The sequence below is a fragment of the Roseicella frigidaeris genome, from assembly GCF_003258945.1.
GTDB lineage: Bacteria > Pseudomonadota > Alphaproteobacteria > Acetobacterales > Acetobacteraceae > Paracraurococcus > Paracraurococcus frigidaeris.
On the sequence record NZ_QLIX01000032.1, the window covers coordinates 1 to 22,906 of the forward strand.

General features: G+C 75.2%; 20 protein-coding genes. 10 read left to right on the plus strand and 10 right to left on the minus strand.

Annotated features, from left to right (window positions below):
• Positions 1-51: 51 nt before the first annotated feature.
• On the plus strand, positions 52-426 hold the full coding sequence (locus tag DOO78_RS23935; protein WP_111472414.1) for a DUF188 domain-containing protein: 375 nt from the start codon (positions 52-54) through the stop codon (positions 424-426).
• A gap of 12 nt (positions 427-438) precedes the next feature.
• Here the strand turns inward: DOO78_RS23935 and DOO78_RS23940 are convergent, their stop codons facing one another.
• From DOO78_RS23940 to secA, 3 genes are all read right to left on the minus strand, one after another.
• Positions 439-825 carry a hypothetical protein gene (locus DOO78_RS23940; protein WP_111472415.1) on the minus strand — a complete coding sequence of 129 codons (387 nt, stop codon included), beginning with the start codon at positions 823-825 and terminating at the stop codon, positions 439-441.
• Positions 822-1,496 carry an RluA family pseudouridine synthase gene (locus DOO78_RS23945; protein WP_408887584.1) on the minus strand — a complete coding sequence of 225 codons (675 nt, stop codon included), beginning with the start codon at positions 1,494-1,496 and terminating at the stop codon, positions 822-824. Before DOO78_RS23945 ends, DOO78_RS23940 begins: the two co-directional genes overlap by 4 nt.
• 92 nt (positions 1,497-1,588) lie before the next feature.
• Positions 1,589-4,321 (minus strand): preprotein translocase subunit SecA, encoded by a 2,733-nt coding sequence (secA, locus tag DOO78_RS23950; protein ID WP_111472416.1) that lies wholly within the window; start codon positions 4,319-4,321, stop codon positions 1,589-1,591.
• Between the two features lie 266 nt (positions 4,322-4,587).
• On the opposite strand from secA, the gene DOO78_RS23955 reads away from it, so the two are divergent.
• From DOO78_RS23955 to DOO78_RS23970, 4 genes are all read left to right on the plus strand, one after another.
• Positions 4,588-5,583 (plus strand): peptidylprolyl isomerase, encoded by a 996-nt coding sequence (locus DOO78_RS23955; protein ID WP_111472417.1) that lies wholly within the window; start codon positions 4,588-4,590, stop codon positions 5,581-5,583.
• A 170-nt stretch (positions 5,584-5,753) separates the two neighbouring features.
• On the plus strand, positions 5,754-6,992 hold the full coding sequence (gene argJ, locus DOO78_RS23960; protein ID WP_111472418.1) for a bifunctional glutamate N-acetyltransferase/amino-acid acetyltransferase ArgJ: 1,239 nt from the start codon (positions 5,754-5,756) through the stop codon (positions 6,990-6,992).
• A gap of 110 nt (positions 6,993-7,102) precedes the next feature.
• The gene (locus DOO78_RS23965; protein WP_111472419.1) at positions 7,103-8,176 is read left to right on the plus strand and encodes a bifunctional GNAT family N-acetyltransferase/(deoxy)nucleoside triphosphate pyrophosphohydrolase; all 1,074 of its coding nucleotides are present in this window, start codon (positions 7,103-7,105) and stop codon (positions 8,174-8,176) included.
• A gap of 102 nt (positions 8,177-8,278) precedes the next feature.
• A complete protein-coding gene (locus DOO78_RS23970; protein ID WP_111472420.1) occupies positions 8,279-9,052 on the plus strand; it encodes a competence/damage-inducible protein A in 774 nt (257 codons plus the stop codon).
• Positions 9,053-9,097: 45 nt separating this feature from the next.
• Here the strand turns inward: DOO78_RS23970 and DOO78_RS23975 are convergent, their stop codons facing one another.
• From DOO78_RS23975 to DOO78_RS23990, 4 genes are all read right to left on the minus strand, one after another.
• The gene (locus DOO78_RS23975) at positions 9,098-10,153 is read right to left on the minus strand and encodes a M14 family metallopeptidase (protein WP_111472421.1); all 1,056 of its coding nucleotides are present in this window, start codon (positions 10,151-10,153) and stop codon (positions 9,098-9,100) included.
• Complete coding sequence (argE, locus tag DOO78_RS23980) at positions 10,150-11,307, minus strand: acetylornithine deacetylase (protein WP_111472422.1); 1,158 nt, start codon at positions 11,305-11,307, stop codon at positions 10,150-10,152. The genes DOO78_RS23975 and argE overlap by 4 nt, the downstream gene beginning before the upstream one ends.
• Before the next feature lie 158 nt (positions 11,308-11,465).
• A complete protein-coding gene (locus tag DOO78_RS23985; protein WP_111472423.1) occupies positions 11,466-12,284 on the minus strand; it encodes an MBL fold metallo-hydrolase in 819 nt (272 codons plus the stop codon).
• Between the two features lie 40 nt (positions 12,285-12,324).
• Positions 12,325-13,089: a DsbA family protein gene (locus tag DOO78_RS23990; RefSeq protein ID WP_111472424.1), complete on the minus strand. Its 765-nt coding sequence runs from the start codon at positions 13,087-13,089 to the stop codon at positions 12,325-12,327.
• Positions 13,090-13,435: 346 nt separating this feature from the next.
• Between DOO78_RS23990 and DOO78_RS23995 the strand changes: the two genes are divergently transcribed.
• Together DOO78_RS23995 and DOO78_RS24000 are read left to right on the plus strand one after the other, a co-directional pair.
• Positions 13,436-14,944 (plus strand): gamma-glutamyltransferase, encoded by a 1,509-nt coding sequence (locus DOO78_RS23995; protein WP_111472425.1) that lies wholly within the window; start codon positions 13,436-13,438, stop codon positions 14,942-14,944.
• Between the two features lie 9 nt (positions 14,945-14,953).
• Positions 14,954-16,141 carry a pyridoxal phosphate-dependent aminotransferase gene (locus DOO78_RS24000; RefSeq protein ID WP_111472426.1) on the plus strand — a complete coding sequence of 396 codons (1,188 nt, stop codon included), beginning with the start codon at positions 14,954-14,956 and terminating at the stop codon, positions 16,139-16,141.
• A gap of 3 nt (positions 16,142-16,144) precedes the next feature.
• Here DOO78_RS24000 and DOO78_RS24005 read toward each other — a convergent pair whose 3' ends face one another.
• Positions 16,145-17,401, minus strand: coding sequence for an MFS transporter (locus DOO78_RS24005; protein WP_111472427.1), 1,257 nt, complete (start codon positions 17,399-17,401; stop codon positions 16,145-16,147).
• Positions 17,401-18,102: an ArsR/SmtB family transcription factor gene (locus DOO78_RS24010; protein WP_111472428.1), complete on the minus strand. Its 702-nt coding sequence runs from the start codon at positions 18,100-18,102 to the stop codon at positions 17,401-17,403. The genes DOO78_RS24005 and DOO78_RS24010 overlap by 1 nt, the downstream gene beginning before the upstream one ends.
• Positions 18,103-18,210: 108 nt before the next feature.
• On the opposite strand from DOO78_RS24010, the gene DOO78_RS24015 reads away from it, so the two are divergent.
• From DOO78_RS24015 to DOO78_RS24025, 3 genes are all read left to right on the plus strand, one after another.
• Positions 18,211-18,570 carry an antibiotic biosynthesis monooxygenase family protein gene (locus tag DOO78_RS24015; protein ID WP_111472429.1) on the plus strand — a complete coding sequence of 120 codons (360 nt, stop codon included), beginning with the start codon at positions 18,211-18,213 and terminating at the stop codon, positions 18,568-18,570.
• A 169-nt stretch (positions 18,571-18,739) separates the two neighbouring features.
• Positions 18,740-18,973 carry a hypothetical protein gene (locus DOO78_RS24020; protein WP_128080143.1) on the plus strand — a complete coding sequence of 78 codons (234 nt, stop codon included), beginning with the start codon at positions 18,740-18,742 and terminating at the stop codon, positions 18,971-18,973.
• Positions 18,974-19,011: 38 nt separating this feature from the next.
• Entirely contained in the window at positions 19,012-19,347 is a 336-nt protein-coding gene (locus DOO78_RS24025; RefSeq protein WP_111472431.1) for a hypothetical protein, read from the plus strand.
• A gap of 296 nt (positions 19,348-19,643) precedes the next feature.
• On the opposite strand, the gene DOO78_RS24030 is transcribed toward DOO78_RS24025, so the two are convergent.
• Positions 19,644-22,730, minus strand: coding sequence for an Rne/Rng family ribonuclease (locus tag DOO78_RS24030; RefSeq protein ID WP_111472432.1), 3,087 nt, complete (start codon positions 22,728-22,730; stop codon positions 19,644-19,646).
• Between the last annotated feature and the right edge of the window lie 176 nt (positions 22,731-22,906).

The following is a 22,906-nucleotide window of genomic DNA, read 5'->3' on the forward strand; positions in this document are numbered from 1 at the left end:
CACTCCAGGTCCCCCGGGTCACCCGGGAGACCGTAGGTTGAGGGACGGCAGGTGGGCCAAAATTCGCCAGCACGCCTGGGCCAACATTCAGTAGCAAAGCCAGCGGATGACTGGATCGCCGAGCGGATCGTCCGCGGCGATGTCTGCGTCACCGCCGACATCCCGCTCGCCGCCCGCTGCCTGGAGCGCGGGGCGCGGGCGCTCGGCTTCAAGGGGCGGGCCTGGACGCCGGACAATATCGGCAACGCCCTGGCCGGCCGGGCCGTGTCGAGCGAGATGCGCGAGCGCGGCCTGCCGACCGGCGGCCCGGCGCCGCTGACGCCGGCCGACCGCTCCCGCTTCCTCTCGGCGCTCGATGCCACGATCGCCGCCGCGCAGCGCGACGCCGCGGCGCCGCCGCCCCGGCCCTGGGTGAGCTTCGAGTAAAAGGGGGGCCGATCAGCCGCAGCCCTCGCGGCCGAGCCGGTCGCGGGCGAGGCCGAGCGAGAGCCGGGCGCGATCCAGCACCCGGGCCAGGCGGTCCTGCGCCGATTCGAAGCCGGCCTGCTCGGCGAGGCGCAGCGCCTCGGCGGTGAGCTCCGCGGCCCGGGCGCAGCCGCAGCCCTGCAGCCGGCCGGCCGCCTCGGCGAGGGCCGTCCGGGCCGCCTCGGCCGCCGCGCGGGCGGGCAGCAGCCCCGCGGCGGCCTGGCCGGCGCGAAGCTGGCCATCGGCCTGCCGCATCGCCTCCAGCCCGAGGCCGAAGCCGCAGCGCGGCTGCTGCGCCAGGGCGGGGGTGGGGGCGGCGGCGAGCAGCGCCGGCAGCAGCAGGGCAGGGCGCGGGATCATGCATCCTCCTCCCAGCCGCAGGCGCGGAGCGCCGCCCGTATATGCGGCGGCGGCGGCGCGGTGGCGGCGACGGGCGGCGCCAGCGGCAGGGCGATGGCGCGGGCCAGCAGGTGCAGCGGCCCCTCGGCATCCTCCGGCGGGCCGTAGCGCGGATCGCCGAGGATCGGGCAGCCGAGATGCGCGCAATGCACGCGGAGCTGGTGGGTGCGGCCGGTGCGCGGCCGCAATTCCAGCCAGCTCCAGTCCGCGGTGCCGCCGAGGCGGCGCCAGGCGGTGAGCGCCGGCTGGCCTGCCGGGTCCACCACCATGCGCCAGCCCTCTCGCGCCGTGCTGCGCTTGAGGAGCGGCGCCGCCACCTCGCCCGTCTCGGCCGGCGGGGCGCCGCGGACCACGGCCCAATAGGTCTTCTCCGCCCGGCCGGCGGCGAAGAGGGCGCCGAGCGCGGCCAGGGCCGGCTTGGTGCGGCCGAGCACGAGGCAGCCGGCGGTGTCGGCATCGAGCCGGTGCGCCGGCTGCGGCAGGCGGCGCTTGCCGAGGGCGAGCGCCGGCAGCCAGTCCTCGAGCGAGGCGCCGCCGCGCGGGCCGGCATGCACGGCGAGGCCGGCGGGCTTGTCGAGGATCAGCAGCCGGTCGTCGCGGTGGAGCAGGCGGGCGAGGGGATCGCCAGCCAGGGCCGCGGGGGCGAGGCCAGGGCCAGGGGGGACGGCACGGCCCGCCGGCGGCCCGGCCGCGCGGCCGGGGCGGCGCGCGCGGGCGCCGGCGCTCAGGCCCGTCCGTGGCAGTGCTTGTACTTCTTCCCGCTGCCGCAGGGGCAGGGCGCGTTGCGCGCGGTGCGCGACCAGGTCGTGGGATCGGCGGGATCGACCGCCTCGGCGCGGCGCGGCGCCTCGCCGGTGGCCATCGGCACCGGCGCATAGCCGGGATCGCCCTCGCCGGCCATCTCGAGCTCGGCCATGGCCGGCTCGGGGTGCCGCATGTCCATCACCCGCACCGGCTCGGGCATCGGCGGCGGCGCGTCGGGTTGCAGCTCGATGCGCAGCAGCACGCTCGTCACCCGCTCCCGCAGCTCGGCCAGCATGCCGTTGAACAGGCCGAAGGCCTCGGACTTGTACTCGTTCAGCGGGTCGCGCTGGCCATAGGCGCGCAGCCCGATGCCCTGGCGCAGGTGGTCGAGCGCCAGCAGGTGCTCCTTCCAGACCGCGTCGAAGATCTGCAGCAGCAGCGACTTCTCGACCATGCGCATCAGGTCGGCGCCGAAATTCGCCACCTTGGCGGCATAGTGCCGCTCGGCCGCGGTCTCGATGCGCTCGCGCACCTGGGTCTCGTCGATGCCCTCCTCCTTGGCCCAGTCCTGCACCGGCAGGTCGAGGCCGAGGCCCTCCCGCACCTTCTGCGCCAGGCCCTCGAGGTCCCATTGCTCGGGATAGGCATTCTCCGGGATCGCCCGGTCGACCATGTCGGCGATGCTCTCGCGCCGCATCTCGGCGATGGTCTCGGAGACGTCCTCGGACTTCATGAACGCCTTGCGCTGGGCGTAGACCTCGCGCCGCTGGTCGTTCATGACGTCGTCGTATTTCAGCAGGTTCTTGCGCGTGTCGAAATTGCGCGCCTCGACCTTCTTCTGCGCCTTCTCGAGCGCCCGGTTGATCCAGGGATGGACGATCGCCTCGCCCTCCTTCAGCCCGAGCTTCTGCAGCATCCCGCCCATGCGGTCGCTGCCGAAGATGCGCATCAGGTCGTCCTCGAGCGAGAGGAAGAAGCGGCTGTTGCCCGGGTCGCCCTGGCGGCCGGAGCGGCCGCGCAGCTGGTTGTCGATGCGCCGGCTCTCATGCCGCTCGGTGCCGATGACGAAGAGGCCGCCGGCCTGCTTCACCCGCTCCTGCGCCGCCTCGACCGCGACCTTGTGGCGGGCGAGCGCCGCCTCGTAGTCCGGCCCGTCGGACTGGCCGGTCTCCTGCCGCGCCAGCGCCTCGGCATTGCCGCCGAGCTTGATGTCGGTGCCGCGCCCGGCCATGTTGGTGGCGATGGTCACCGCGCCCGGGCCGCCGGCCTGGGCGATGATCTCCGCCTCCTGCTCGTGGTAGCGGGCGTTCAGCACGTTGTGCGGGATCTTGCGCTGCTTCAGCAGCTCCGAGATCAGCTCGGATTTCTCGATCGAGGTGGTGCCGACCAGCAGCGGCTGGCCGCGGGTGCGGGCCTCCTCGATCAGGGTGATCACCGAATCGTACTTCTCGCGCGCCGAGCGGTAGACCTCGTCGTCGTCGTCCTTGCGGGCGACCGGCACGTTGGTCGGGATCTCGACCACGTCGAGCCTGTAGATCTCGGCGAACTCGTCCGCCTCGGTCGAGGCGGTGCCGGTCATGCCGGCGAGCTTCGGGTAGAGGCGGAAGTAGTTCTGGAAGGTGATGGAGGCGAGGGTCTGGTTCTCCGGCTGGACGGTGACGTGCTCCTTCGCCTCGAGCGCCTGGTGCAGCCCGTCCGAGTAGCGCCGGCCCTCCATCATGCGGCCGGTGAACTCGTCGATGATCACCACCTTGTCGTCGCGCACGATGTAGTCCACGTCGCGGGCGAAGAGGACATGCGCGCGCAGCGACTGGTTGACGTGGTGGACCAGCGTGACGTTGTGGAAGTCGTAGAGGTTGCCTTCCTCGAGCAGCCCGGCCTGGCGCAGGGCCTCCTCCACCCGCTCCGAGCCCTCCTCGGTCAGGTTGGCGGTGCGCTGCTTCTCGTCCTTGTCGTAGGTCGCCTTGTCGGCGACCAGCACCTTCACCACCTCGTCCACCCGGCGGTAGAGGTCGGAGCTGTCCTCGGACGGGCCGCTGATGATCAGCGGCGTGCGCGCCTCGTCGATGAGGATGCTGTCCACCTCGTCGACGATGGCGAAGTTGAAGTCCCGCTGGACCATCTCCTCCAGCCGGTACTTCATGTTGTCGCGGAGGTAGTCGAAGCCGAACTCGTTGTTGGTGCCGTAGGTGACGTCCGCGGCATAGGCGGCGCGGCGTTCCTCGTCCGTCAGGCCGTGCACGATGATGCCGGTGGAGAGGCCGAGGAAGCGGTAGATGCGCCCCATCCACTCGGCGTCGCGCCGCGCCAGGTAGTCGTTCACCGTGACCACGTGCACGCCGCGGCCGGTGAGGGCGTTGAGGTAGACCGGCAGCGTCGCCACCAGGGTCTTGCCCTCGCCGGTCTTCATCTCGGCGATCTTGCCGGCGTGCAGGACCATGCCGCCGACCATCTGCACGTCGAAATGCCGCAGGCCGAGGACGCGCTTCGCCGCCTCGCGCACCGTGGCGAAGGCGTCCGGCAGCAGGTCGTCGAGGGTGGCGCCCTTGGCCAGGCGGTCGCGGAACTCGGCGGTGCGGGCCTGCAACGCCTCGTCCGACAGGGCGGCGAGGGTCGGCTCCAGCGCGTTGATCTCCGGCACGCGGCCCTGCAGCCCCTTCAGGGCCCGGTCGTTGGCGGTGCCGAAAATGGCGCGGGCGATGCGTCCGAACATGCGGGCCTTGCTACTCCGGGATGGCGCCGGCCCCCGCGCGTGCCGCGGTCCTGCCGGCGCCGCAGGCGAGACGGGGCGGTAACGGAAGGGGGCGGGGTGCCGAATGGGGCCCCGGGCCCTACCGGGCGGGGGTGCTGCGCGACCCCGGCGCGATGCGACAGATAGGCAAGCGCGGCGTCCAGGTCAACGCTGGCGGCGATCTCGGCTGTTGCGGGCGGGGGAGGCTTCGGCCATTGTCCCGCGCCGTTCGAAGGGTGCCGTTCCGTATGCGTCTCCATTCCCCCCTGCTGGCGGCCACGCTGCTGCTGGCGCCCTTCGCTGCGCCGGCGCAGGCCCAGGCTCCCCAGGGGCAGGCCCCAGGGCAAGCCCAGGGGAAGCCGCCCGCGGCGGCGGGCGCCGCGGCCACTTCCGACCCGGCCGCCGACCCCGTGGTCGCCCGGGTCGATGGCCGGGATGTCCGCCTGTCCGACGTGCTGGCGACGGCGCAGGACGTGCTGCCGGCCGAGATGCGGGAGACCCCGCCCGCCACCCTGCTGCAGATGATCCCGCCCGAGGCGCGGCGGCAGCTCATCGAGCGCACCGTCACCGAGCGCGCCCTGACCGATGCGGCCCGCGCCGCCGGGCTCGACAAGGAGGCGGAGGTGCGGCGGCGCATGCAGCGCGCCTCCGACCAGGAGCTGCAGCAGAGCTTCCTCGCCCGCGAGGTGGCGGCGAGCGTCACCGACAGCGCCCTCCGCGCCCGCTACGAGCAGGAGAGCGGCAAGCACCAGGGCGAGGAGGAGGTGCATGCGCGCCACATCCTCCTCAAGACCGAGAGCGACGCGAAGGCGGCGCTCGCCGCGGTGAAGGGCGGCGAGGATTTCGCCGCGGTGGCGCAGCGGCTTTCGACCGATCCCGGCTCGCGCGACGGCGGCGATCTCGGCTTCTTCAAGCGCGCGGACATGGTGCCCGAATTCGCCGAGGCCGCCTTCGCCATGAAGCCCGGCGAGGTCAGCGCCGCGCCGGTGAAGAGCCCCTTCGGCTGGCACGTCATCAAGGTCGAGGAGCGCCGCACGGCGCCGATGCCGAGCTTCGAGGAGAGCCGGCAGCAGCTTCGCCAGCAGATGCTGCAGCAGCAGGTGGATGCGGTGGTGCAGCGGGTGCGGGCGAATGCCAAGGTCGAGATCCCGGGCCAGGCGGCGCCGGGGGCCGGCGGCTCGCTGCTCGACCAGGCGGCGCCGCCCGCCTCGGGCGGTGCCAAGCCGGCGCCGCAACGGCGCTGAGGCCCGGCGGGGCGGCGACCCGCCGCCCCCGGATTGGATCCAGCGTCGCCAGGCCATGATCCGCTCACTTAGGTTCACGGACCATGGTCTGGCGTGGTGTTGTGTCGCGTGAGTCACGCCTTCGGTGAGTCCACCTCAGGCGGTCACGCTCTAGCCTCGAGGAGCCCGCCATGGCCGGCACCGATCTGCCCGTCTCCCCCCTCGCCCTGCCCCTGCCGGCGCTGCCGGCCATCGCCGGGCTTCGCCTCGGCACGATCGAGGCCGGCATCCGCTACAAGGGGCGGGCCGACCTGACGATGCTGGAATTCGCCCCCGGCACCACCGTCGCGGGCGTCTTCACCCAGAACAAGTGCCCCGGCGCGCCGGTCGAGTGGTGCCGGGCGGTGCTGCCGGGCGGCACGGCGCGGGCGCTGGTGGTCAATGCCGGCAACGCCAATGTCTTCACCGGCCGCGCCGGGCGCGAGGCGACCCGGGCCACCGCCGAGGCGGCGGCGGCGCTGGTCGGCTGCCGGGCGGAGGAGGTCTTCCTCGCCTCCACCGGTGTCATCGGCGAGACCCTGCCGCATGCGAAGCTCACCGCCGCCCTGCCGGCGCTGCATGCCGGCCTGGCGCCGGATCGCTGGCCCGAGGCGGCGCGCGGCATCATGACCACCGACACCTTCCCCAAGGCGGCGGTCCGCACCGCCCGGATCGGCGAGACGGCGGTGACGATCGCCGGCATCGCCAAGGGCAGCGGCATGATCGCGCCCGACATGGCGACGATGCTGAGCTTCGTCGCCACCGATGCGGCGATCCCGGCGCCGGCGCTGCAGGCGCTGCTGGCCGCCGGCACGGCGCGGAGTTTCAACTGCGTCACCGTCGATTCCGACACCTCGACCAGCGACACGCTGCTGCTCTTCGCCACCGGCCAGGCGCGGCACCCGGCGGTGCCGGCCGAGGGCGGCGAGATCCTCGCCGATGTCGCCCGGGCGCTGGATGCGGTGCTGATGGACCTCGCCCTGATGGTCGCCCGCGACGGCGAGGGGGCGCAGAAGCTGATCGAGATCACCGTCACCGGGGCGGTGAGCGACGCCTCGGCGCATCGCATCGCCATGGCGATCGCCAACTCGCCGCTGGTCAAGACGGCGATCGCCGGCGAGGACGCCAATTGGGGCCGCATCGTCATGGCGGTCGGCAAGGCCGGCGAGCCGGCGGACCGCGACCGGCTGAGCGTCGCGGTCGGCGGCACCTGGATGGCGCGCGAGGGCGGCGTGGTGCCGGGCTATGACGAGACGCCGGTGGTCGCGCACATGAAGGGGCGGGAGGTCGAGATCACCGTCGATATCGGCCTCGGCGAGGGGCGGGCCAGGGTTTGGACCTGCGACCTGACGCATGGGTACATCGACATCAACGGGTCGTACCGGTCGTAGGGGGTGGGGCCTGGGCCTCGGCCAGGCCTGCATCGCATCGGGCTCCGTTGACAGGCGCGGGCGGCTGGCCATTCCTGGCTTCCCCCCCCCGCTGCGAGCGCCTCCATCCCGTGACCGTGCCGTTCCCCGACTTCCCGCCACTCCGGACCGAGCGGCTGACCCTCCGCCCCCTGCGGCTCGAGGATGCGCCGGCGCTGCACCGGCTGGTCAATGACTGGGAGGTGGCCAAGACCCTGGCCCGCGTGCCCTTCCCCTATCCGCGGGAGCTGGCCGAGACCTGGATCGAATCCACCTGGGCGCAGATCGCCGCCCGGCAAGCCTGGCACTTGGCGATCATCGGCGAGGAGAACGGGGCGGAGCACCTGATCGGCTGCGTCGGGCTGAGCCGCTCGCGGGATGGCCGCGCGGCCGAACTGGGCTATTGGGTCGGCCGCCGCTTCTGGGGGCATGGCGTGGCACGGGAGGCGGTGACCCGGCTCTGCGCCTGGGCACGAGCCGAGCTCGGCATCGCCACCATCCGCGCCAGCGCGCTGAAGGACAACCAGCGCTCCCAGGCCGTGCTGCGCCGGCTGGGCCTGGCGCCGGCGGGCGAGGGGGTGCAGACCTTCCTCTCGCGCGGCGGCCCCATGCCGGTGCTGCTGTTCGAGGGCCGGCCGGCAGGGGAGGCGGCGGACCCTCCCGCGATGCCTGCCGCGCCGCCCCCGGTCGCGCCGCCCCTGGCCGCGCCGCCGCCCGCACCCGCCGCCGCACCCCTCGCCATGCCCCCTACGGCACCCTCCGGCGCGAAGCCGGTGCTGCTGGTCGCCGCCGTCGCCCTGATCGACGCCGATGGCCGCGTCCTGCTTGCGCGCCGGCCGGAGGGCAAGCCGCTGGCCGGGCTGTGGGAGTTCCCCGGCGGCAAGGTCCAGCCGGGCGAGACGCCGGAGCAGGCGCTGATCCGCGAGCTGAAGGAGGAGCTCGACATCGACGTCGCCGAGGCCTGCCTCGGCCCCTTCACCTTCGCCTCGCATGGCTACGAGGCCTTCCACCTGCTGATGCCGCTCTATCTATGCCGGCGCTGGCAGGGCGAGGTGCGGCCGGTGGAGGGCCAGGCGCTCGCCTGGGTGCGGCCGCAGAAGCTCGGCGGCTATGCCATGCCGCCCGCCGACAAGCCGCTGGTCGCCATGCTGCGGGACTTCCTGTGAGGAATGCCCGCGCCGCCCGGCCCGTGCGGGCGTAGTATCGGCGCCCGGCAAGGGCCCGCCCCGCGGCGGCCGCGCCGCGCCCCGAGACGTCCAGGAACCCCCATGACCGCCAATCCCACCGCCTGCCTGCTGATCATCGGCAACGAGGTGCTCTCCGGCCGCACCCGCGACGCCAACCTGCAATTCCTGGCGACCCGCCTCGGCGAGATCGGCATCCCGCTGCGCGAGGCGCGCGTCATCCCCGATGTCGAGGACACCATCATCGCCACGGTGAACGAATGCCGGGCGCGCTTCACGCATGTCTTCACCACCGGCGGCATCGGCCCGACGCATGACGACATCACCAGCGAATGCGTCGCCAAGGCCTTCGGCGTGCCCTGGGAGGTGCATGCGGAGACGCGCGCCATCATGGCCGCCGACTATGCGCGGCGCGACCCGCCGGTGGAGTTCAACGCCGCCCGGCTGCGCATGGCGACGCTGCCGCGCGGCGCCGTGCCGATCCGCTGCAGCGAGACCACCGCCCCCGGCTTCTCGATGGAGAACGTGCATGTGATGGCGGGCGTGCCCCGCATCATGCGGTCGATGTTCGAGGCGCTGGCGCCGCAGCTCGCGGGCGGCCAGCCCATCCGCTCGCACACGGTGCATGCGGACTACGTCTATGAGGGCCAGATCGCCGAGGGCCTCGCCGCCATCCAGGCGCGGCATCCGGCGCTCGATCTCGGCAGCTACCCCTATTACCGCGGCAAGGGCGGCGGCGTGGCGCTGGTGGCGAAGGGCACGGACGGCGCCGCCGTCGAGGCGGCGGCGGCGGAGTGCCTGGCGCTGCTCGCCCGCTTCGGCGCGGCGCGGGAGGGCGAGCCGGCGCCGGAAGGGTGACCCGCACCCGGCGTCCAGGGCGGCCGCGGCCGGGCCGCGGCGCGGTCACGCATCGGGGGCGCCGGCGGCGGGCGGCGCCTCGACCGGCGGGGCGGCGAGGAAGCGCGCCAGGCGCACCGCCGTCTGGCCGGGCATGACGCGCAGGCTCGGCATCACCAGCAGGCAGTCGTCATGCGGCGTGCGGATCTCCTCCTCGCCGTCGAGGGCGATGAGGGTGTTGCGCTTCGCCACCACATGGCCGCCGCGATAGGGCTGCAGGAAGGCGAAGCCCGGGCTGCGGGCGGTCACGGTCCGCGTCACCCGGGCGATGCGCGGCGGCGGCGCGGCGGGCGGCGGATGCGGCAGCGGCGCCTCCGCCGCCACGAGGCCGGTCAGGCGCAGCAGCCGCGCCGCGACGGCCTCCATGGTGGCGACGGTCTCCCGCTCCCAATGCGAGCCCGCCTCCAGCAGCAGGGCGGTGCAGCCGCCCGCCGGATCGGAGAAGCGGGCATAGTCGATGATGCGCGGCCCGGCATCGTGCCCTTCGTCGGCCACCACCAGCGCCGGCAGGCCAAGGCTGTGCGCCAGCTGCGCCGCCCGCGGCGGCGTGCCGGTCAGGAAGAGCGGGTCGGACGGCCAGAGCATGGAATGCAGGTCGAGCAGCAGGTCGACCGTGTCCAGCAGCGGCCGCAGGGCGCGGGCGCGCCGCAGCTCGTTCGAGCGCCGGCCGCCGGCCAGCGTCTCCTCGTCCCAGAGCCGGTTGAGGTCCTCGTCGATGAAGCGGCTCGCCGTCGGGTCCTCGGCGTCGAAGCGGGCGAGGGCCTCGAGGTTGCCGAGGATGAGCGAGAGCCGGCCGCGCCGCGGCCGCAGCCCGCTGCGCAGCCAGCGGTCGAGCATCACGGCGCCGCCGATCTCGTTGCCATGGGTGGCGGCCAGCACGGCGACATGCGGGCCCGGGGCCTCGGCGGCGAAGCTCCAGACGCCGGGCAGCGCGTTGCCGCCGCGCCAGGGCTGCAGGTCGGGCAGCGTGAGCCGCACCTCGAGCCGCGGCCGCAGGGGCAGCGGGCCGGCCTGCAGCAGTGCCGCCAGCGCGGGGGAGAGGGGCTCCCGCTCCTCGTTCATCCGGCCACCAGCGTGCCGCCGAGGCGGTCGAGGACATCGAGGCAGGCGGCGATCTGCTCCTCCGCCACCCATTCCTCCGGCTGGTGCGCCTGGGCGATGTGCCCGGGGCCGCAGACGAGGGTGGCGATGCCGGCCTCGTGGAAAAAGCCGGCCTCGGTGCCGTAGCTGACGCGCGCGACGCTGTTGCGGCCGGTCAGCCGCTGCACCTCGAGGGCGAGGGGCGAATCCTCCGGCAGGTCGAAGGCGGGCAGCAGCGAGCGTGGCGCGATCGTGACGCCGGCGGCCGGCGCGACCGCGCGCAGCGGCGGCAGCACCTGCTCCTCGAGGAAGCGGCGCAGCCCCTCCAGCACTAGGGCGGGATCGTCGCCCGGCACGCTGCGCACCTCGAAGGCGAAGTGGGCCTGGTCGGGCACGATGTTGAGGCCGGTGCCGGCCTGGAAGAGGCCGACATGCACCGTCGTCCAGGGCGGCTCGAAGCCCTCGGCGCGGTGGCCGGTGGCGGCGAATTCGCGGGCGCGGCCGCTCAGCCAGGCGACGCCTTCCGCCGCCGCCTGCAGGGCGTTCGCCGTCTCGGTGGTGCGCGAGGAATGGCCGGAGAGCCCGGTCACCGTCACGTCCCAGCTCGCATAGCCCTTCTGCGCGATGACCGGCGCCATGCCGGTCGGCTCGCCGACGATGCAGGTGGCGGGCGGCGGCATGTCCTCGCCGAGTCGCGGCACCAGCGCCCGCGCCCCGGCCGCGGTCGTCTCCTCGTCATGCGTCAGGCAGAGATGCACCGGGCGCCGCAGCGGCAGGGCGGCGAAGCGCGGCATCATGGCGATCGCGCAGGCGGCGAAGCCCTTCATGTCGGCGGTGCCGCGGCCGATCAGCCGGCCCGCCTCGCGCCGCAGCACGAAGGGATCGGCACGCCAGTCCTGCCCCTCCACCGGCACGCAATCGACATGCGCCGAGAGCGCGACGCCGCCCGCCAGGCGGGGCCCGACCACCGCGTGGAGATTCGCCTTCTCCCCCGTGCCGTCGAGCATCACGCGGCTTTCGACGCCGCGCGCCGCGAGCCAGGCTTCCACCCATCGGATGAGGGGCAGGTTGCTGTTGCGGCTCGTCGTGTCGAAGGACACGAGCCGCTGCAGCAGCGTGACTGCCTCTTCATGCATCCCTTGTCTCCCTCGGGCAGTCTATACGCGGCGGAAGCAGGGGCAATCCGGCGGCGCCACCGGAAACGCGGGACGGGCGCCAGATGCCGCGGCGGTGAAGTCGCGCGGCCTGGTCCCGTCGGCGGGGCCTCGATGCCCGTGCCGTGGCGGGAGACCGGTCAGGGCGCGACCATCCGCTCCACCCAGGCGCGATAGCGCGCGGCGCTGCGCGCCAGGGCCGCCTTGCCCCCCACCGTGATCTCCCGCTCGTGGAAGGCGCCGTAGATCGCCTCCCATGGCAGGCCCAGGCACTGCGCCGCCATGCGCTCGACCTCGGCCGGCGGCAGCGGGATCAGGCAGGGATAGCTGCGCATGAAGCCGAGATGCCGGCGGTCGGGCAGGACCTGCAGGATGTCGCCCGAGAGCAGCGCGCCCCTGCCGCCGGCGCCGCCCCGCCAATGCGCGACGGTGCCGCCGGCGAAATGCCCGCCGAGCCGGTGCAGCGTCACCTCGGGCAGCACCGCCGCCGTCTCGCCCTCCCAGAAGCGCAGACAGGGGTCGGGCCGCGCGACATGCGCGCGGTCGGCGGCATGCAGCCAGACCGGCGCGCCGAAGGCGTGGCCCCACTCCACCATGGTCGTGTAGTAGTGCGGATGGCTGATGGCGATGCCGGCGAGGCCGCCGAGCGCGCCGATGATCTCGATGGTCGCCGCATCGAGCAGCGCGATGCAGTCCCAGAGCAGGTTGCCCGCCGGCGTCCGCACCAGCAGCGCCCGCTGGTCGATGCCGAAGGCCGGCTGGCTGCGGATGGCGAGCAGCCCCGGCTCGAGCTGCCGCCAGCCATTCGCATGGCCGCCGCGCAGCGCCTCGAGCGTGGTCCAGCGCTGCCCCTGCGCCGGCACGAATTGCCGCTCGTCCTCGCAGATCGGGCATTGCGCGGGCGGCGCCGCGCCGGCGGCGAACTGGGTGCCGCAGGTGGCGCAGAGGACATGCGGCATGCGGCTGCCTCCCGCCCCGTATGCCGGCGACCGGCCCGGCTCAGCCGCCCTGGCGCCGCGCCTCGCCGACCAGCTTCTCGAGCGTCGCCAGGTCCACGGCGCCGGGGACCAGCGTGCCGCCGATCACCAGGGCCGGCGTGCCCTGGATCTTCAGCGCGCCGGCGAGGCGGGTGTTCGCCTCCAGCCGGCGGGCGATCGCGGGGTCGTCCATGTCGCGCCGCAGCCGCGCCCAGTCCAGCCCGGCCTTCTCCGCCTCGCGCTGCAGCACCGGCTCGGTCGGCTCCTCGCGCAGCCGGAGCAGCGCCTCGTGCAGCGCCGCGTAGCGGCCCTGGCGCTGCGCCGCCAGCAGGGCGCGGCTCGCCAGCAGGCTGTTCGGGCCGAGGATCGGCAGGTCCTTCAGCACCAGCCGCACATCCTTCTGCCGCTGCAGCAGCGCGTCCATCGCCGGCTGCATCTGCTTGCAGTAGCCGCAGCGGGCATCGAAGAACTCGACCAGCGTCACCGCGCCCTGCGGGTTGCCCTTCACCGGGTCCTCGGCATCGCGGAACAGCGCCGCCGCGTGCTCGGCGATGGCGGCGCGCTGGGCGCCCGCGCGCTCCTGGTTCTCCGCCTGCTCGAGCGCCACCAGCGCGTCGCGGAGGATGCTCGGATCCTGCTTCAGCGCCTCGCGCAGCAGGGCGACGATCTCCTGCCGCTGCGCCGGGGTGAAGCCCGCCCCCGCCGTCTGCGCGCGCGTCGGCGCCGCATGGGCCGCCAGGGTCAGGAGGAGGCCGGTTGCCAGGCTCAGCCGGGATAGGCGCGTCATCGCGGTCGTCTCCGGTGCATGGCGCGTGCTGCCCGCCCCGCGCCCGGCCAGGGTGTCGCGCTTTGCCGGCCGAGGCAATTCCTGCTTTCCCGCCCTGGCCCGGCCAGGGCCGCCCTGTCGGAAGGGCGGGTTCCGGGCGATCATGCGGTTGCCGGTGGTGGCGAAGGCGTTTATGGGCCGCGCCTGCATCCGCGCGCCCGGCGCCGGCGCGGCGGCCCGGCTCGGGCCTGGCCGCCGGCGCCTGGGCGACGGGCACTCGGGGGCACCTGCCGGCCGGGGGCGGGCGGCGGGACGCGTGACGCGGGATCGCCGCAGCGGCGCGTGAGAGGGGACCAGGGACGCCAGCATGACCAGCAGCGCCGAGACGAGGGCCCGGGCCATCCACCGGCCGGGCACCGAAGCCCCCGTGCCGCGGGCGGCACGCCGCCTGCGCGCCACGCTGCTCGGGCTCTGCGCCCTGGCCCTGCCGGGCTGCCAGACCCTGTCGGGGCTGAACCCCTTCGGCCCGGGCGGGCCGGGCGAGGGCCAGCCCGGCTTCGTGCGCGGCTTCCTCGGCGGCATCGCCACGGAGGACCCCGCGGCGGCCCTGGCCGGGCGGCAGGTGCTCTCGGCCGGCGGCACCGCGGTGGATGCCGCCGTCGCCGCCGGCTTCGTGATGAGCGTGACCCTGCCGTCCCGCGTCGGCATCGGCGGCGGCGGCGCCTGCCTGGTCTTCGACCCGGCGAAGGGCGCGACCGAGGCGGTGCTCTTCCTGCCCGGCCCGCGCCAGGGCGCGCCGGCCGGCGCCGACCGTCCGGCGGCGGTGCCGCTCCTCGCCCGCGGCCTCTTCGCGCTGCACACCCGCAAGCCCGGCCGGCCCTTCGAGGAGCTGATGGCGCCGGCCGAGCAGCGCGCCCGCTTCGGCACCGAGGTCAGCCGCGGCTTCGCCGCCGATCTCGCCGCGGTCGCCGGCCCGCTGCTGGCCGATCCCGGCGCCGCCGCGGTCTTCGGCCGGCCGGGCGGCGGCCCGAAGCAGGCGGGCGAGACCATGGTGCAGCCGGAGCTGGCGGGAACCCTCGGCCAGCTTCGCCTCGCCGGCGTCGGCGACCTGCATCAGGGCACGCTGGCGCGGCGGCTGGAGGAGGTCTCGGCCCAGGCCGGCGGCAGCCTCACCCTCGACGAGCTGCGCGCCGCGCTGCCGAGCCTGGCGCCGCCGATCGATCTCGCCAGCCGCGGCGGCGACCGCATCGCCTTCCTGCCGCCGCCGGCCGATGGCGGGCTGGCGGCAGCCGCCGCCTTCGAGGCGCTGCGCGGCGGCGCCGAGATCGGGGCCGGGGCGGAGCGCGGCCTCGCCGCGGTGGCCGCCTATCGCGGCCAGGGGGGCGATCCGCGCAGCTTCGTCACCGCGGTCAGCCTGCCGCCCGCCCGGCCCGGGCCCCTGCCGGCCTCGGCCGGCCTGGTCGCCTTCGACCGGCAGGGCAACGCGGTCTCCTGCGCCTTCACCCTGAACAACCTCTTCGGCACCGGCCGGATGGCGCCGGGGATGGGCTTCCTGCTCGCCGCCGCCCCAGGCCTCGGCGCCGTGCAGCCGCCGCTGCTCGCGGCCGCCATCGCCTACAACCCGAATTACAAGGCCTTCCGCCTCGCCGCCGCGGCCTCGGGGCAGGAGGCGGCGGCGATCGGCGTGGCCGGGCCGGCGGCGCTGCAGCTCTTCCGCAGCCTGTCGCCGGAGGCGGCGATCGAGGCCGGGGCGCCGGGCACGGCCCGCACCCAGCTCGCCTCCTGCCCGAACTACCTGCCCGGGCGGCCGGATCGCTGCCTGGCGGCGAGCGACCCGCGCGGCTTCGGCGTCGCGCTCGGCGCGGTGGACGAGTAGAAGGGCGCCATGCCGCTCAAGGTGGGCCGGGGGGCGGAGGCGCCGCCCTTCCTGGTGATGGACGTGATCAGCGCCGCCAACCGCCGCGCCGCGGCGCTGCCGCCGGGCGCGCCCGGCATCCTGCGCATGGAGGTCGGCCAGCCCGGCACCGGCGCGCCGCGCGGCGCCGCCGAGGCGGCGATCCGCGCCCTCTCGGCCGGGGCGCCCATGGGCTATACCGAGGCCTTCGGGCGGCCCAGCCTGCGCGCCCGCATCGCCCGGCACTATGCCGAGCGCTACGGCGCCGCGGTGCCGGAGGCGCGGGTGGCGGTGACGGTCGGCGCCTCGGGCGCCTTCCCGCTCGCCTTCCTCGCCGCCTTCGACCCGGGCGACGCGGTGGCTATGGCCGCGCCCTTCTACCCGCCCTATGCGAACATCCTGACCGCGCTCGGCATGCGGCCGCTGCTGCTGCCCTGCGGGCCGGAGACGCGCTGGCAGCCGACGGTCGCCATGCTGGAGGCGCTGGACCCCCGGCCGGCCGGCCTCATCCTCGCCAGCCCCTGCAACCCGGCCGGCACCATGCTGCCGCCGGCCGAGTTCGCCGCCATCGCCGCCTGGTGCGAGCGGGCCGGCATCCGCCTCGTCTCCGACGAGATCTATCACGGCCTGACCTATGGCACGGTGCCGGAGACGACGGCGGCCGCCGTCTCGGCCAGCGCCATCGTGGTCAACAGCTTCTCGAAATACTTCTCCATGACCGGCTGGCGGATCGGCTGGCTGGTGCTGCCCGAGGACCTGGTGCGGCCGGTGGAGTGCCTGGCGCAGAACCTGTTCATCTCGGCGCCGCATGTGGCGCAGGTGGCGGCCGAGGCGGCCTTCGACTGCGGCGAGGAGCTGGAGGCGAACATCGCCCGCTACCGCCGCGCCCGGGCCGGGCTGCTGCAGGCGCTGCCGCGGGCCGGCTTCGACCGGCTCTCCCCGGCCGATGGCGCCTTCTATCTCTGGGCCGATGTCGGGCACCTGACCAACGACTCGGTCGCCTTCTGCCAGCGCATGCTGGCCGAGGCCGGCATCGCCGCCACCCCCGGCGTCGATTTCGATCGCGAGCGCGGCCACCGCTTCCTGCGCTTCAGCTATTGCGGGCCGGAAGCCGACATGGCCGAGGCGCCGCGCCGGCTGGCCGCCTGGCTGGGGCGGCCGGGCCCGGAGGGCGCCTGACCCTCACGGCCGCGGCGGCGCATCCCGGCCGGTGAGGTAGCCGGCGAGGCCGAGGGCCAGCGCCCCCGCCAGCACCCCGAAGGCGATCGGCCAGGCGGCCCCGGGCGGCGCCAGGGCCACCGCCCAGCCGGTCAGCGCCGGCAGCGCCGCCGAGCCGAGCGTCTGCGCCAGGTTCACCGTGGTGGCGCCGCGCCCGACCAGATGGTCGGGGAAGAGCGAGCGGCCATGCGCCACCACCACCACCGGGTAGCAGGAGAGCAGGCAGAGCCCGACCAGCAGGGCGATCGCCGCCGGCAGGGGCGGCAGCGGCCGCAGGGCGGCGATGGCCGCAAGCGCCAGCAGCACCAGCACCGCCCCGCCCGCCATGCCGGCGACCAGCCATTTCCGCGTGTTCAGCCGCCGCTCCAGAGGCCCGATGCCGAGCAGCCCGACGACCATGGCGAGCCCCATGGCCAGCAGCACCGCCCCGCGCGGCCCCGGCGCCAGCCCATAGGCCTCGGCCAGCCAGGGCCCGGCCCAGACCGCCAGCACCGTCGCCATGGCGGCATAGCCGACGGCGTGCATCGCCAGCACCGGCAGCAGCCCGGGCGTGCGCCAGACGGTGAGCTGGCCGCGCAGCGCTTGGCCGAGCGTCTCGGCCGGGCGGTGCGGCGCCGGCCGGTCCGGCGGGTCGTCGCGCACCCAGGCCCACCAGAGCAGGGCGAGGCCGAGGGTGACGAGGCCCGAGAGCGCATAGGCGCCGCGCCAGCCGATCGCCCCGGCCAGCGCCGCGAAGGGCGCCCCGGCCAGCAGCACGCCGCCCTGGCTGAGGGCGAAGACCCGGGCGAGGGCGGTGGTCAGCCCCACCCCGGCATGCCAGCGGGCGCAGAGCACGACCGAGGCCATGAAGGAGGCGGCGCAGCCGAGCCCGAGCAGGAAGCGGGCGGCGAGGAACCAGCCGGCCTCCGGCGCCAGCGCCTGGCCGAGCGCCCCGAGCGCCGCCGGCGCCGCCAGCCAGGCGACGCTGCGGCGCGGCCCGATGCGGTCGAGCGCCAGCCCGACCGGCACCTGCAGCAGCAGCAGGGCGAGGAAGAAGGCGCCATTCGCCGCCCCCAGCAGGCCGGCGCCGGCCCCGAGCGCCTCGGTCAGCTCCGGCCCGACCACGCCGAGGGCGGCGCGGTGGAACTGGCTGGCACCGGTCATCAGCGCCAGGGCGACGAGCAGCTTGGTGGCGGGGGAGAGGCCGGTCGCGGGGCCTGCCAGGCTGGTCTCGCCCGGCATCAGGCCGCCACCCCGAGCGCCTCGTGCAGCCGCCGCGCCCCTTCGGGCGTGACGCCGAGCCGGCGGCGGGCCAGCGGGTCGCCCTCGCGCGTGCCGGGCAGGCGGGTCACCCAATGCCGGCGCAGGCAGCAGGCGGCGAGCTCGCGCCCCAGCCCGCCGGCGAGGTGCGGCCGGCGTTCCGACCAGTCCATGCAGTCGCAGGCGAAGCGGCGGGCGGTGCGGGCCGCCGGCAGATCGACGCCGAGGGCCGCGAGCCCGGCCTCGCCCGCCGCCGTCGCGGCCCAGCCGCCGGGGGCCGGGGCGAGCCAGCCGCGGGCCGTCAGCCCGGCCTGCAAGGCGACGCCGAGCCGCCCGGCGAGATGGTCGTAGCAGAGCCGGGCGGCGCGGAAGCCCTCGCCATGCGGCCAGCGGCGCGGGGGCGCGACCGCGGCGGCGAGGCCGCCCAGCGTCTCGATCGCCGCCGCCACCTCCTCCGAGGCGAGGCGGTGATAGCGGTGCCGACCCTGCGGATGCACCGCCACCAGCCCGCCCTCGACGAGCCTTGCCAGATGCGTGCTGGCCGCCGGCGCGCCGATGCCGGCGACCCGGGCGAGCTCGCCCGCGGTGAGCGCCTCGCCGGAGAGCAGCGCCTGCAGCATGGCGGCGCGCGGCGGTTCGGCGAGCAGGGCGGCGGTGGCGGCGAAGGCGGCGGGGCTGGTCATGGCGGGCAGCCTAGCCCGGTCGCGGCGGCGGCGCTTCGGGGCGGGGCGAAAGGACGGGCGGGGCCGCGCCATGGCAGGCTGGCGCGGCGAGGGAGAGGGGTGCGGACCATGATCGCGGTGATCTTCGAGGTGGAGCCGGCGGAGGGCCGGATGGAGGCCTATCTCGACCATGCGGCGCGGCTGCGGCCGGCGCTGGAGGCGATGCCGGGCTTCCTCTCGGTGGAGCGCTTCCGCAGCCTCAGCGACCCGCGGAAGCTGCTGAGCCTCTCCTTCTGGGAGGACGAGGCGGCGGTGGCCGGCTGGCGGACGCATCTCGCCCACCGCGAGGCGCAGGCGGCCGGGCGGGCCGGGGTCTTCGCCGGCTACCGGCTGCGCGTCGCGGCGGTGCTGCGGGATTACGGCATGGCCGAGCGGCGGGAGCAGGCGCCAGCGGATTCGCGCGCCCTGCATGGCCCGGCGGGCGGGTGAGGCGGCGCCGGGACGCGGGGGATGATGGGCCGGGCCTGCCGCGCCCATGCCCTGCGGGATGGGTGCAACTTTGACTGGCGAATAATCGCGAAATCTCGAGAATAGCGCTTGTAAGGAACTTCACGTTTTCGTATGCAATCTACGGATCGCGCATTCGTGAGGAACGTAGATGAGCAGTGCCCATCGCCCGTTGTCCCCGGCTGCCTCCGCCGCGCAAGCCCGCCGGACCACCCTTGCCGCCATTCTCGCCCATAAGGCGCGCTGTCAGGACCTGCCGAAGCCGGGCGAGGCCGAGGTCGCCGCCCTCATCGCTGCCTTCGAGGCGCGGGGCGGCCAGGTGAAGCAATGCCCGCCGGTCTGCGTCCTGCCGGTGCAGAACGGCGCCGGCCTGAAGAGCCCCTGATTTCCAGACCCCTCCAGCCTTCCATCGGAGTTGCATTCATGTCCCAGGTGATTCCCTTCCGGCCGCTCCCGATCCCGCCTGCCGCCGATATCCCGGCCTTGTCCGCCCGGCTGATCCAGGTCGAATCGGCGGAAACCGGGGATGAGGACCTGCTGGACCTGCTGCTGGAAGCCGAGACCCGCACCCTCGAGGCGCTGGCCGATGCCCGCGCCGCCACGATGGCCGAGGCGGTGCTGAAGCTGGCGACGGTGGTGCGCCGGGCCGGCGGCGAGCGCGACGGCCCGCTATCCGAGGAGGAGCTGGACCTGCTGCGCTCGACGCTGCGCGACCTGCAGCAGCTGACCGAGACGCCGGCCGTCGCCGCGCGGGCCTGATGCGCATGGCCGTTGCCGGTCGCCCGGCAACGGCCCCCGAAGGTTCGGTTCCCTTTGGCGCCGGGCGGCTCGCTCCGTCAGCCCCGGCCTCGCCGCGTCGCCCTGTCAGGCGCGACCGGCGGTGCCCCCTCGGGCGCCCGGCCTGACGAAGGCCGGGCGCAGGCAATTCCGCCGCCGCGCCTGACCACCGCCCGATTGATCACCACGCGGTCGCAGGCGTCACCGGCTCCGCTGCGGCGCCCCGGGCGACCGGGTGCGGACGCGGCGGGGGTGGCCCCGCCGGCCCGGTCGTCCCGCTACCGCTTCCACCAGCCGCGACGCCGGGGCGCCGCATCGTCGAGCGTGTCGATGCTGACCGGCTGAATGCTCTGGCCCTGCACCACCTCGGGCTCCGGCGCTGCCTCCGGCGCCGGTTCCGGCTGCGGCGCCGGCTCTGGCGCCGTTGCCGCCTCGGGCGCGGCGGCCGCGGGGGCGGTGGCTTCGGCATCGGAGGCCGCGACCTCGGGGGCCGGGGCCTCCGGGGCCGGCACGGGGGCCTCGACCGTATCGGCCGTCTCGGCCGGCAGCAGCATCGCCGCCTCGGTCAGGCCGGCCTCCGGCGCGGCGGTGATGGCCTCGACCTCGGGCGGCGCCGTCCCGGCCTGAGCATCGGGCGCGGCCGGCTCCGCTTCCCCGGCGGCCGGCGCCGCGGCGGCGCTGGCCCGCGCCCGGCGGCTGGCGGCCGCGGCGGCCTCGGCCGCGGCCTCGGCCGCCTCCATGGCCGCCAGGATGTCGTCGACATGGCCGGCGAAGGGATCGGCCGGGGTCGGCCCGGTGTAGCGGGAGGCCGCCGGCTGCGGCGGACGGGCGGGCGCCTCGCTGGCCGAGGCGCGGCCCTCCGGCGCGCCACGGCTGCGGCGGCGGCGGCTGCGGCGCCGCTGGCCCTGCTCGCCCTCGGCCTCGCCGCCGGGCTCGCTTCCTGCCTCGACGGCGTCGGCCGACATCTCGGCCCCGGCCGGCGCCTCGGTTGCGGCGGGCGACTCGAATTCGGGCTCGGCCTCCGTCTCCTCGGCCTCCTCGCCCTCCCGCTCGCCGCCGGCCTCCTGCGTGGCCTCGTCGGGCCGCGTGCCGTTGCGCCGGCGCCGGCGGCGACGACGGCGGCGGTTGTCGCCCTCGCCCTCGCTCTCGCCCTCCGCCGCGGCCTGGGCCTCGCCCTCCTCCTCGGCGGCCTCGGTCTCCTCCGCCTCGGTCTCCTCGGCCTCCTCCGGCTCGGGCTCCGGCGCGTAATCCATGCGCAGCGCCGCCGGCGGCGCCTCGATCTGGCGGCCCGGATCGGCGGCGCGCAGCCGCTCGATGCGGAGCGCGGGCGGCAGCAGCGTGTCGTCCGGCTCGAACACCACGGACATGCCGAAGCGCGCCTCGATCTGCGCCAGCTTGTCGCGCTTGCGGTTCAGCAGGTAGAGCGCGCAACTCGAATGGACATGCACCGCGATCTCCGCGGCGCGGCGCTTGGCGCCCTCCTCCTCGATGGCGCGCAGCACCTGCAGCGCGCTGCTCTCGATGGAGCGGACCTGGCCGCGGCCCTGGCAATGCGGGCAGGCGACGAAGGTGGTCTCCGTCAGGCTCGGCCGCAGCCGCTGGCGCGACATCTCGAGCAGGCCGAAATGGCTGATGCGCCCGACCTGGATGCGGGCGCGGTCGTGGCGCAGCGCCTCCTTCAGCCGGCGCTCCACCATGCCGTCATGCTTGCTCGACTCCATGTCGATGAAGTCGATGACGATGAGGCCGGCGAGGTCGCGCAGGCGAAGCTGGCGGGCGATCTCGTCCGCCGCCTCCAGGTTGGTCCGCAGCGCCGTGTCCTCGATGTGCCGCTCGCGCGTCGAGCGGCCGGAGTTCACGTCGATGGCGACCAGCGCCTCGGTCTGGTTGATGACGATGTAGCCGCCGGAGCGGAGCTGCACGGTCGGCGAATGCATGGCGTCGAGCTGCTGCTCGACCTGGTGCCGGGCGAAGAGGCCGCCGTCGCGGAAGAGCTGGATCTTGCGCGTCTGCTGCGGCATCAGCATGCGCATGAACTCGCGCGCCTCGCGGAAGGCGTCCTCGCCATCCACCAGCACCTCCTCGACGTCGCGCGAGAAGACGTCGCGGATGCTGCGCTTGATGAGGTCGGCTTCCTCGTAGATCAGTGCCGGCGCGGTGGATTGCAGCGTGCGCTCGCGGATGCTGTCCCAGAGGCGGAGCAGGTACTCGCAGTCGCGCCGGATCTCGGGCTTCGGCCGCTGCGCCCCGGCGGTGCGCACGATCAGGCTCATCCCCTGCGGCAGGCCGAGCTCGTCGATCACCTCGCGCAGGCGCTTGCGGTCGGTGGCCGAGGTGATCTTGCGCGAGACGCCGCCGCCGCGCGGACTGTTCGGCATCAGCACGGAGAAGCGGCCGGCGAGCGAGATGTAGGTGGTGAGCGCCGCGCCCTTGGTGCCGCGCTCCTCCTTCACCACCTGCACCAGCATGATCTGCCGGCGGCGGATCACCTCCTGGATCTTGTAGTGGCGGAGGAAGCGGGGCGGGATGCGGCGCTCGCGCGAGACATCCTCGGTGCCCTCGCCGCCGATCGTCTCGGGCGGCGGCGCCTCCTCCTCCTCGGCCTCCTCGCCGGCGTGGCGGCGGCGGGCCTGGTGGTCATGGCCGTTGCGCAGCGGCGCGCTGAGCTCGGGCTGCTCGCCGAGGCCGCGGGCCTGCGGCATCGCCGCGGCCACCTCCGGCGGGATCTCGGCCGGGGGCTCGGCCGCCTCGGCGGGGGCCGCCGGCGCCGCGGCCTCGGCCGGCGGGGCCTCCTGCGCTCCTGCCTCGGTGCCGGGGGCCGCCGGCTCCGCCGCCGTGGCCGCCTCCGGCGCCGGCGTCATCGCTGGCGCGTCGGGGCCGACCGCGGCCAGCTCGGCGCTCTCCAGGCTCGCATCGGTCGCGGCCGGCGCCGGCGCCTCCTGGGCCTCCTCATGCCCGGCCTCGAGGGTGAGCGGCGCGTCCTCCGCCTCGGGCTCCTCGGTCCGCTCCCGCTCGCCCTCGGCCCGGTCCATGGCGGATTCCGGGGCCGCGTCCTCGTCCTCCTCCTCCTCGCGCGCCTCGGCGGCCTGCATCTCGAGCAGGCGCTGCCGGTCGGCGACGGGGATCTGGTAGTAGTCGGGATGGATCTCGCTGAAGGCGAGGAAGCCATGGCGGTTGCCGCCATACTCGACGAAGGCGGCCTGCAGGCTGGGCTCCACCCGGACCACCTTGGCCAGGTAGATATTGCCCTTGAGGGGCCGCTTGGTGGCGGCCTCGAGGTCGAATTCCTCGAGCCGGTTGCCGTCCAGCACCACCACGCGGGTCTCTTCCGCGTGGGATGCGTCGATCAGCATGCGCTTGGTCATTGAAGCGGTGGCTCCGCGCCGGCCGGCGCGGAGGCGCGGCACGGCGGATCGGGGTGGCGTGGCCCGATCGAGGACGACTGCGCAGCGCCGACACCCGTCATGCTGACTCGCGTCATGCAGGTGTTCCCATGCGCCGGCGTCCCGTCCTCTCTCGGCGGGGCGGCCAGGGGGAGACC

Excerpts from the sequence above, each read along its gene's own strand:
- DOO78_RS24015 (WP_111472429.1), top strand. The coding sequence starts at position 18,211 with ATGATCGCGGTGATCTTCGAGGTGGAGCCGGCGGAGGGCCGGATGGAG.
- DOO78_RS24010 (WP_111472428.1), bottom strand. The coding sequence starts at position 18,102 with ATGACCAGCCCCGCCGCCTTCGCCGCCACCGCCGCCCTGCTCGCCGAA.
- argE (WP_111472422.1), bottom strand. The coding sequence starts at position 11,307 with ATGCATGAAGAGGCAGTCACGCTGCTGCAGCGGCTCGTGTCCTTCGAC.
- argJ (WP_111472418.1), top strand. The coding sequence starts at position 5,754 with ATGGCCGGCACCGATCTGCCCGTCTCCCCCCTCGCCCTGCCCCTGCCG.
- DOO78_RS24005 (WP_111472427.1), bottom strand. The coding sequence starts at position 17,401 with ATGCCGGGCGAGACCAGCCTGGCAGGCCCCGCGACCGGCCTCTCCCCC.
- DOO78_RS23985 (WP_111472423.1), bottom strand. The coding sequence starts at position 12,284 with ATGCCGCATGTCCTCTGCGCCACCTGCGGCACCCAGTTCGCCGCCGGC.
- DOO78_RS24000 (WP_111472426.1), top strand. The coding sequence starts at position 14,954 with ATGCCGCTCAAGGTGGGCCGGGGGGCGGAGGCGCCGCCCTTCCTGGTG.
- DOO78_RS23970 (WP_111472420.1), top strand. The coding sequence starts at position 8,279 with ATGACCGCCAATCCCACCGCCTGCCTGCTGATCATCGGCAACGAGGTG.
- DOO78_RS24030 (WP_111472432.1), bottom strand. The coding sequence starts at position 22,730 with ATGACCAAGCGCATGCTGATCGACGCATCCCACGCGGAAGAGACCCGC.
- DOO78_RS23955 (WP_111472417.1), top strand. The coding sequence starts at position 4,588 with ATGCGTCTCCATTCCCCCCTGCTGGCGGCCACGCTGCTGCTGGCGCCC.
- DOO78_RS23990 (WP_111472424.1), bottom strand. The coding sequence starts at position 13,089 with ATGACGCGCCTATCCCGGCTGAGCCTGGCAACCGGCCTCCTCCTGACC.
- DOO78_RS23940 (WP_111472415.1), bottom strand. The coding sequence starts at position 825 with ATGATCCCGCGCCCTGCCCTGCTGCTGCCGGCGCTGCTCGCCGCCGCC.
- DOO78_RS23995 (WP_111472425.1), top strand. The coding sequence starts at position 13,436 with ATGACCAGCAGCGCCGAGACGAGGGCCCGGGCCATCCACCGGCCGGGC.
- DOO78_RS24020 (WP_128080143.1), top strand. The coding sequence starts at position 18,740 with ATGAGCAGTGCCCATCGCCCGTTGTCCCCGGCTGCCTCCGCCGCGCAA.
- secA (WP_111472416.1), bottom strand. The coding sequence starts at position 4,321 with ATGTTCGGACGCATCGCCCGCGCCATTTTCGGCACCGCCAACGACCGG.
- DOO78_RS23975 (WP_111472421.1), bottom strand. The coding sequence starts at position 10,153 with ATGAACGAGGAGCGGGAGCCCCTCTCCCCCGCGCTGGCGGCACTGCTG.
- DOO78_RS24025 (WP_111472431.1), top strand. The coding sequence starts at position 19,012 with ATGTCCCAGGTGATTCCCTTCCGGCCGCTCCCGATCCCGCCTGCCGCC.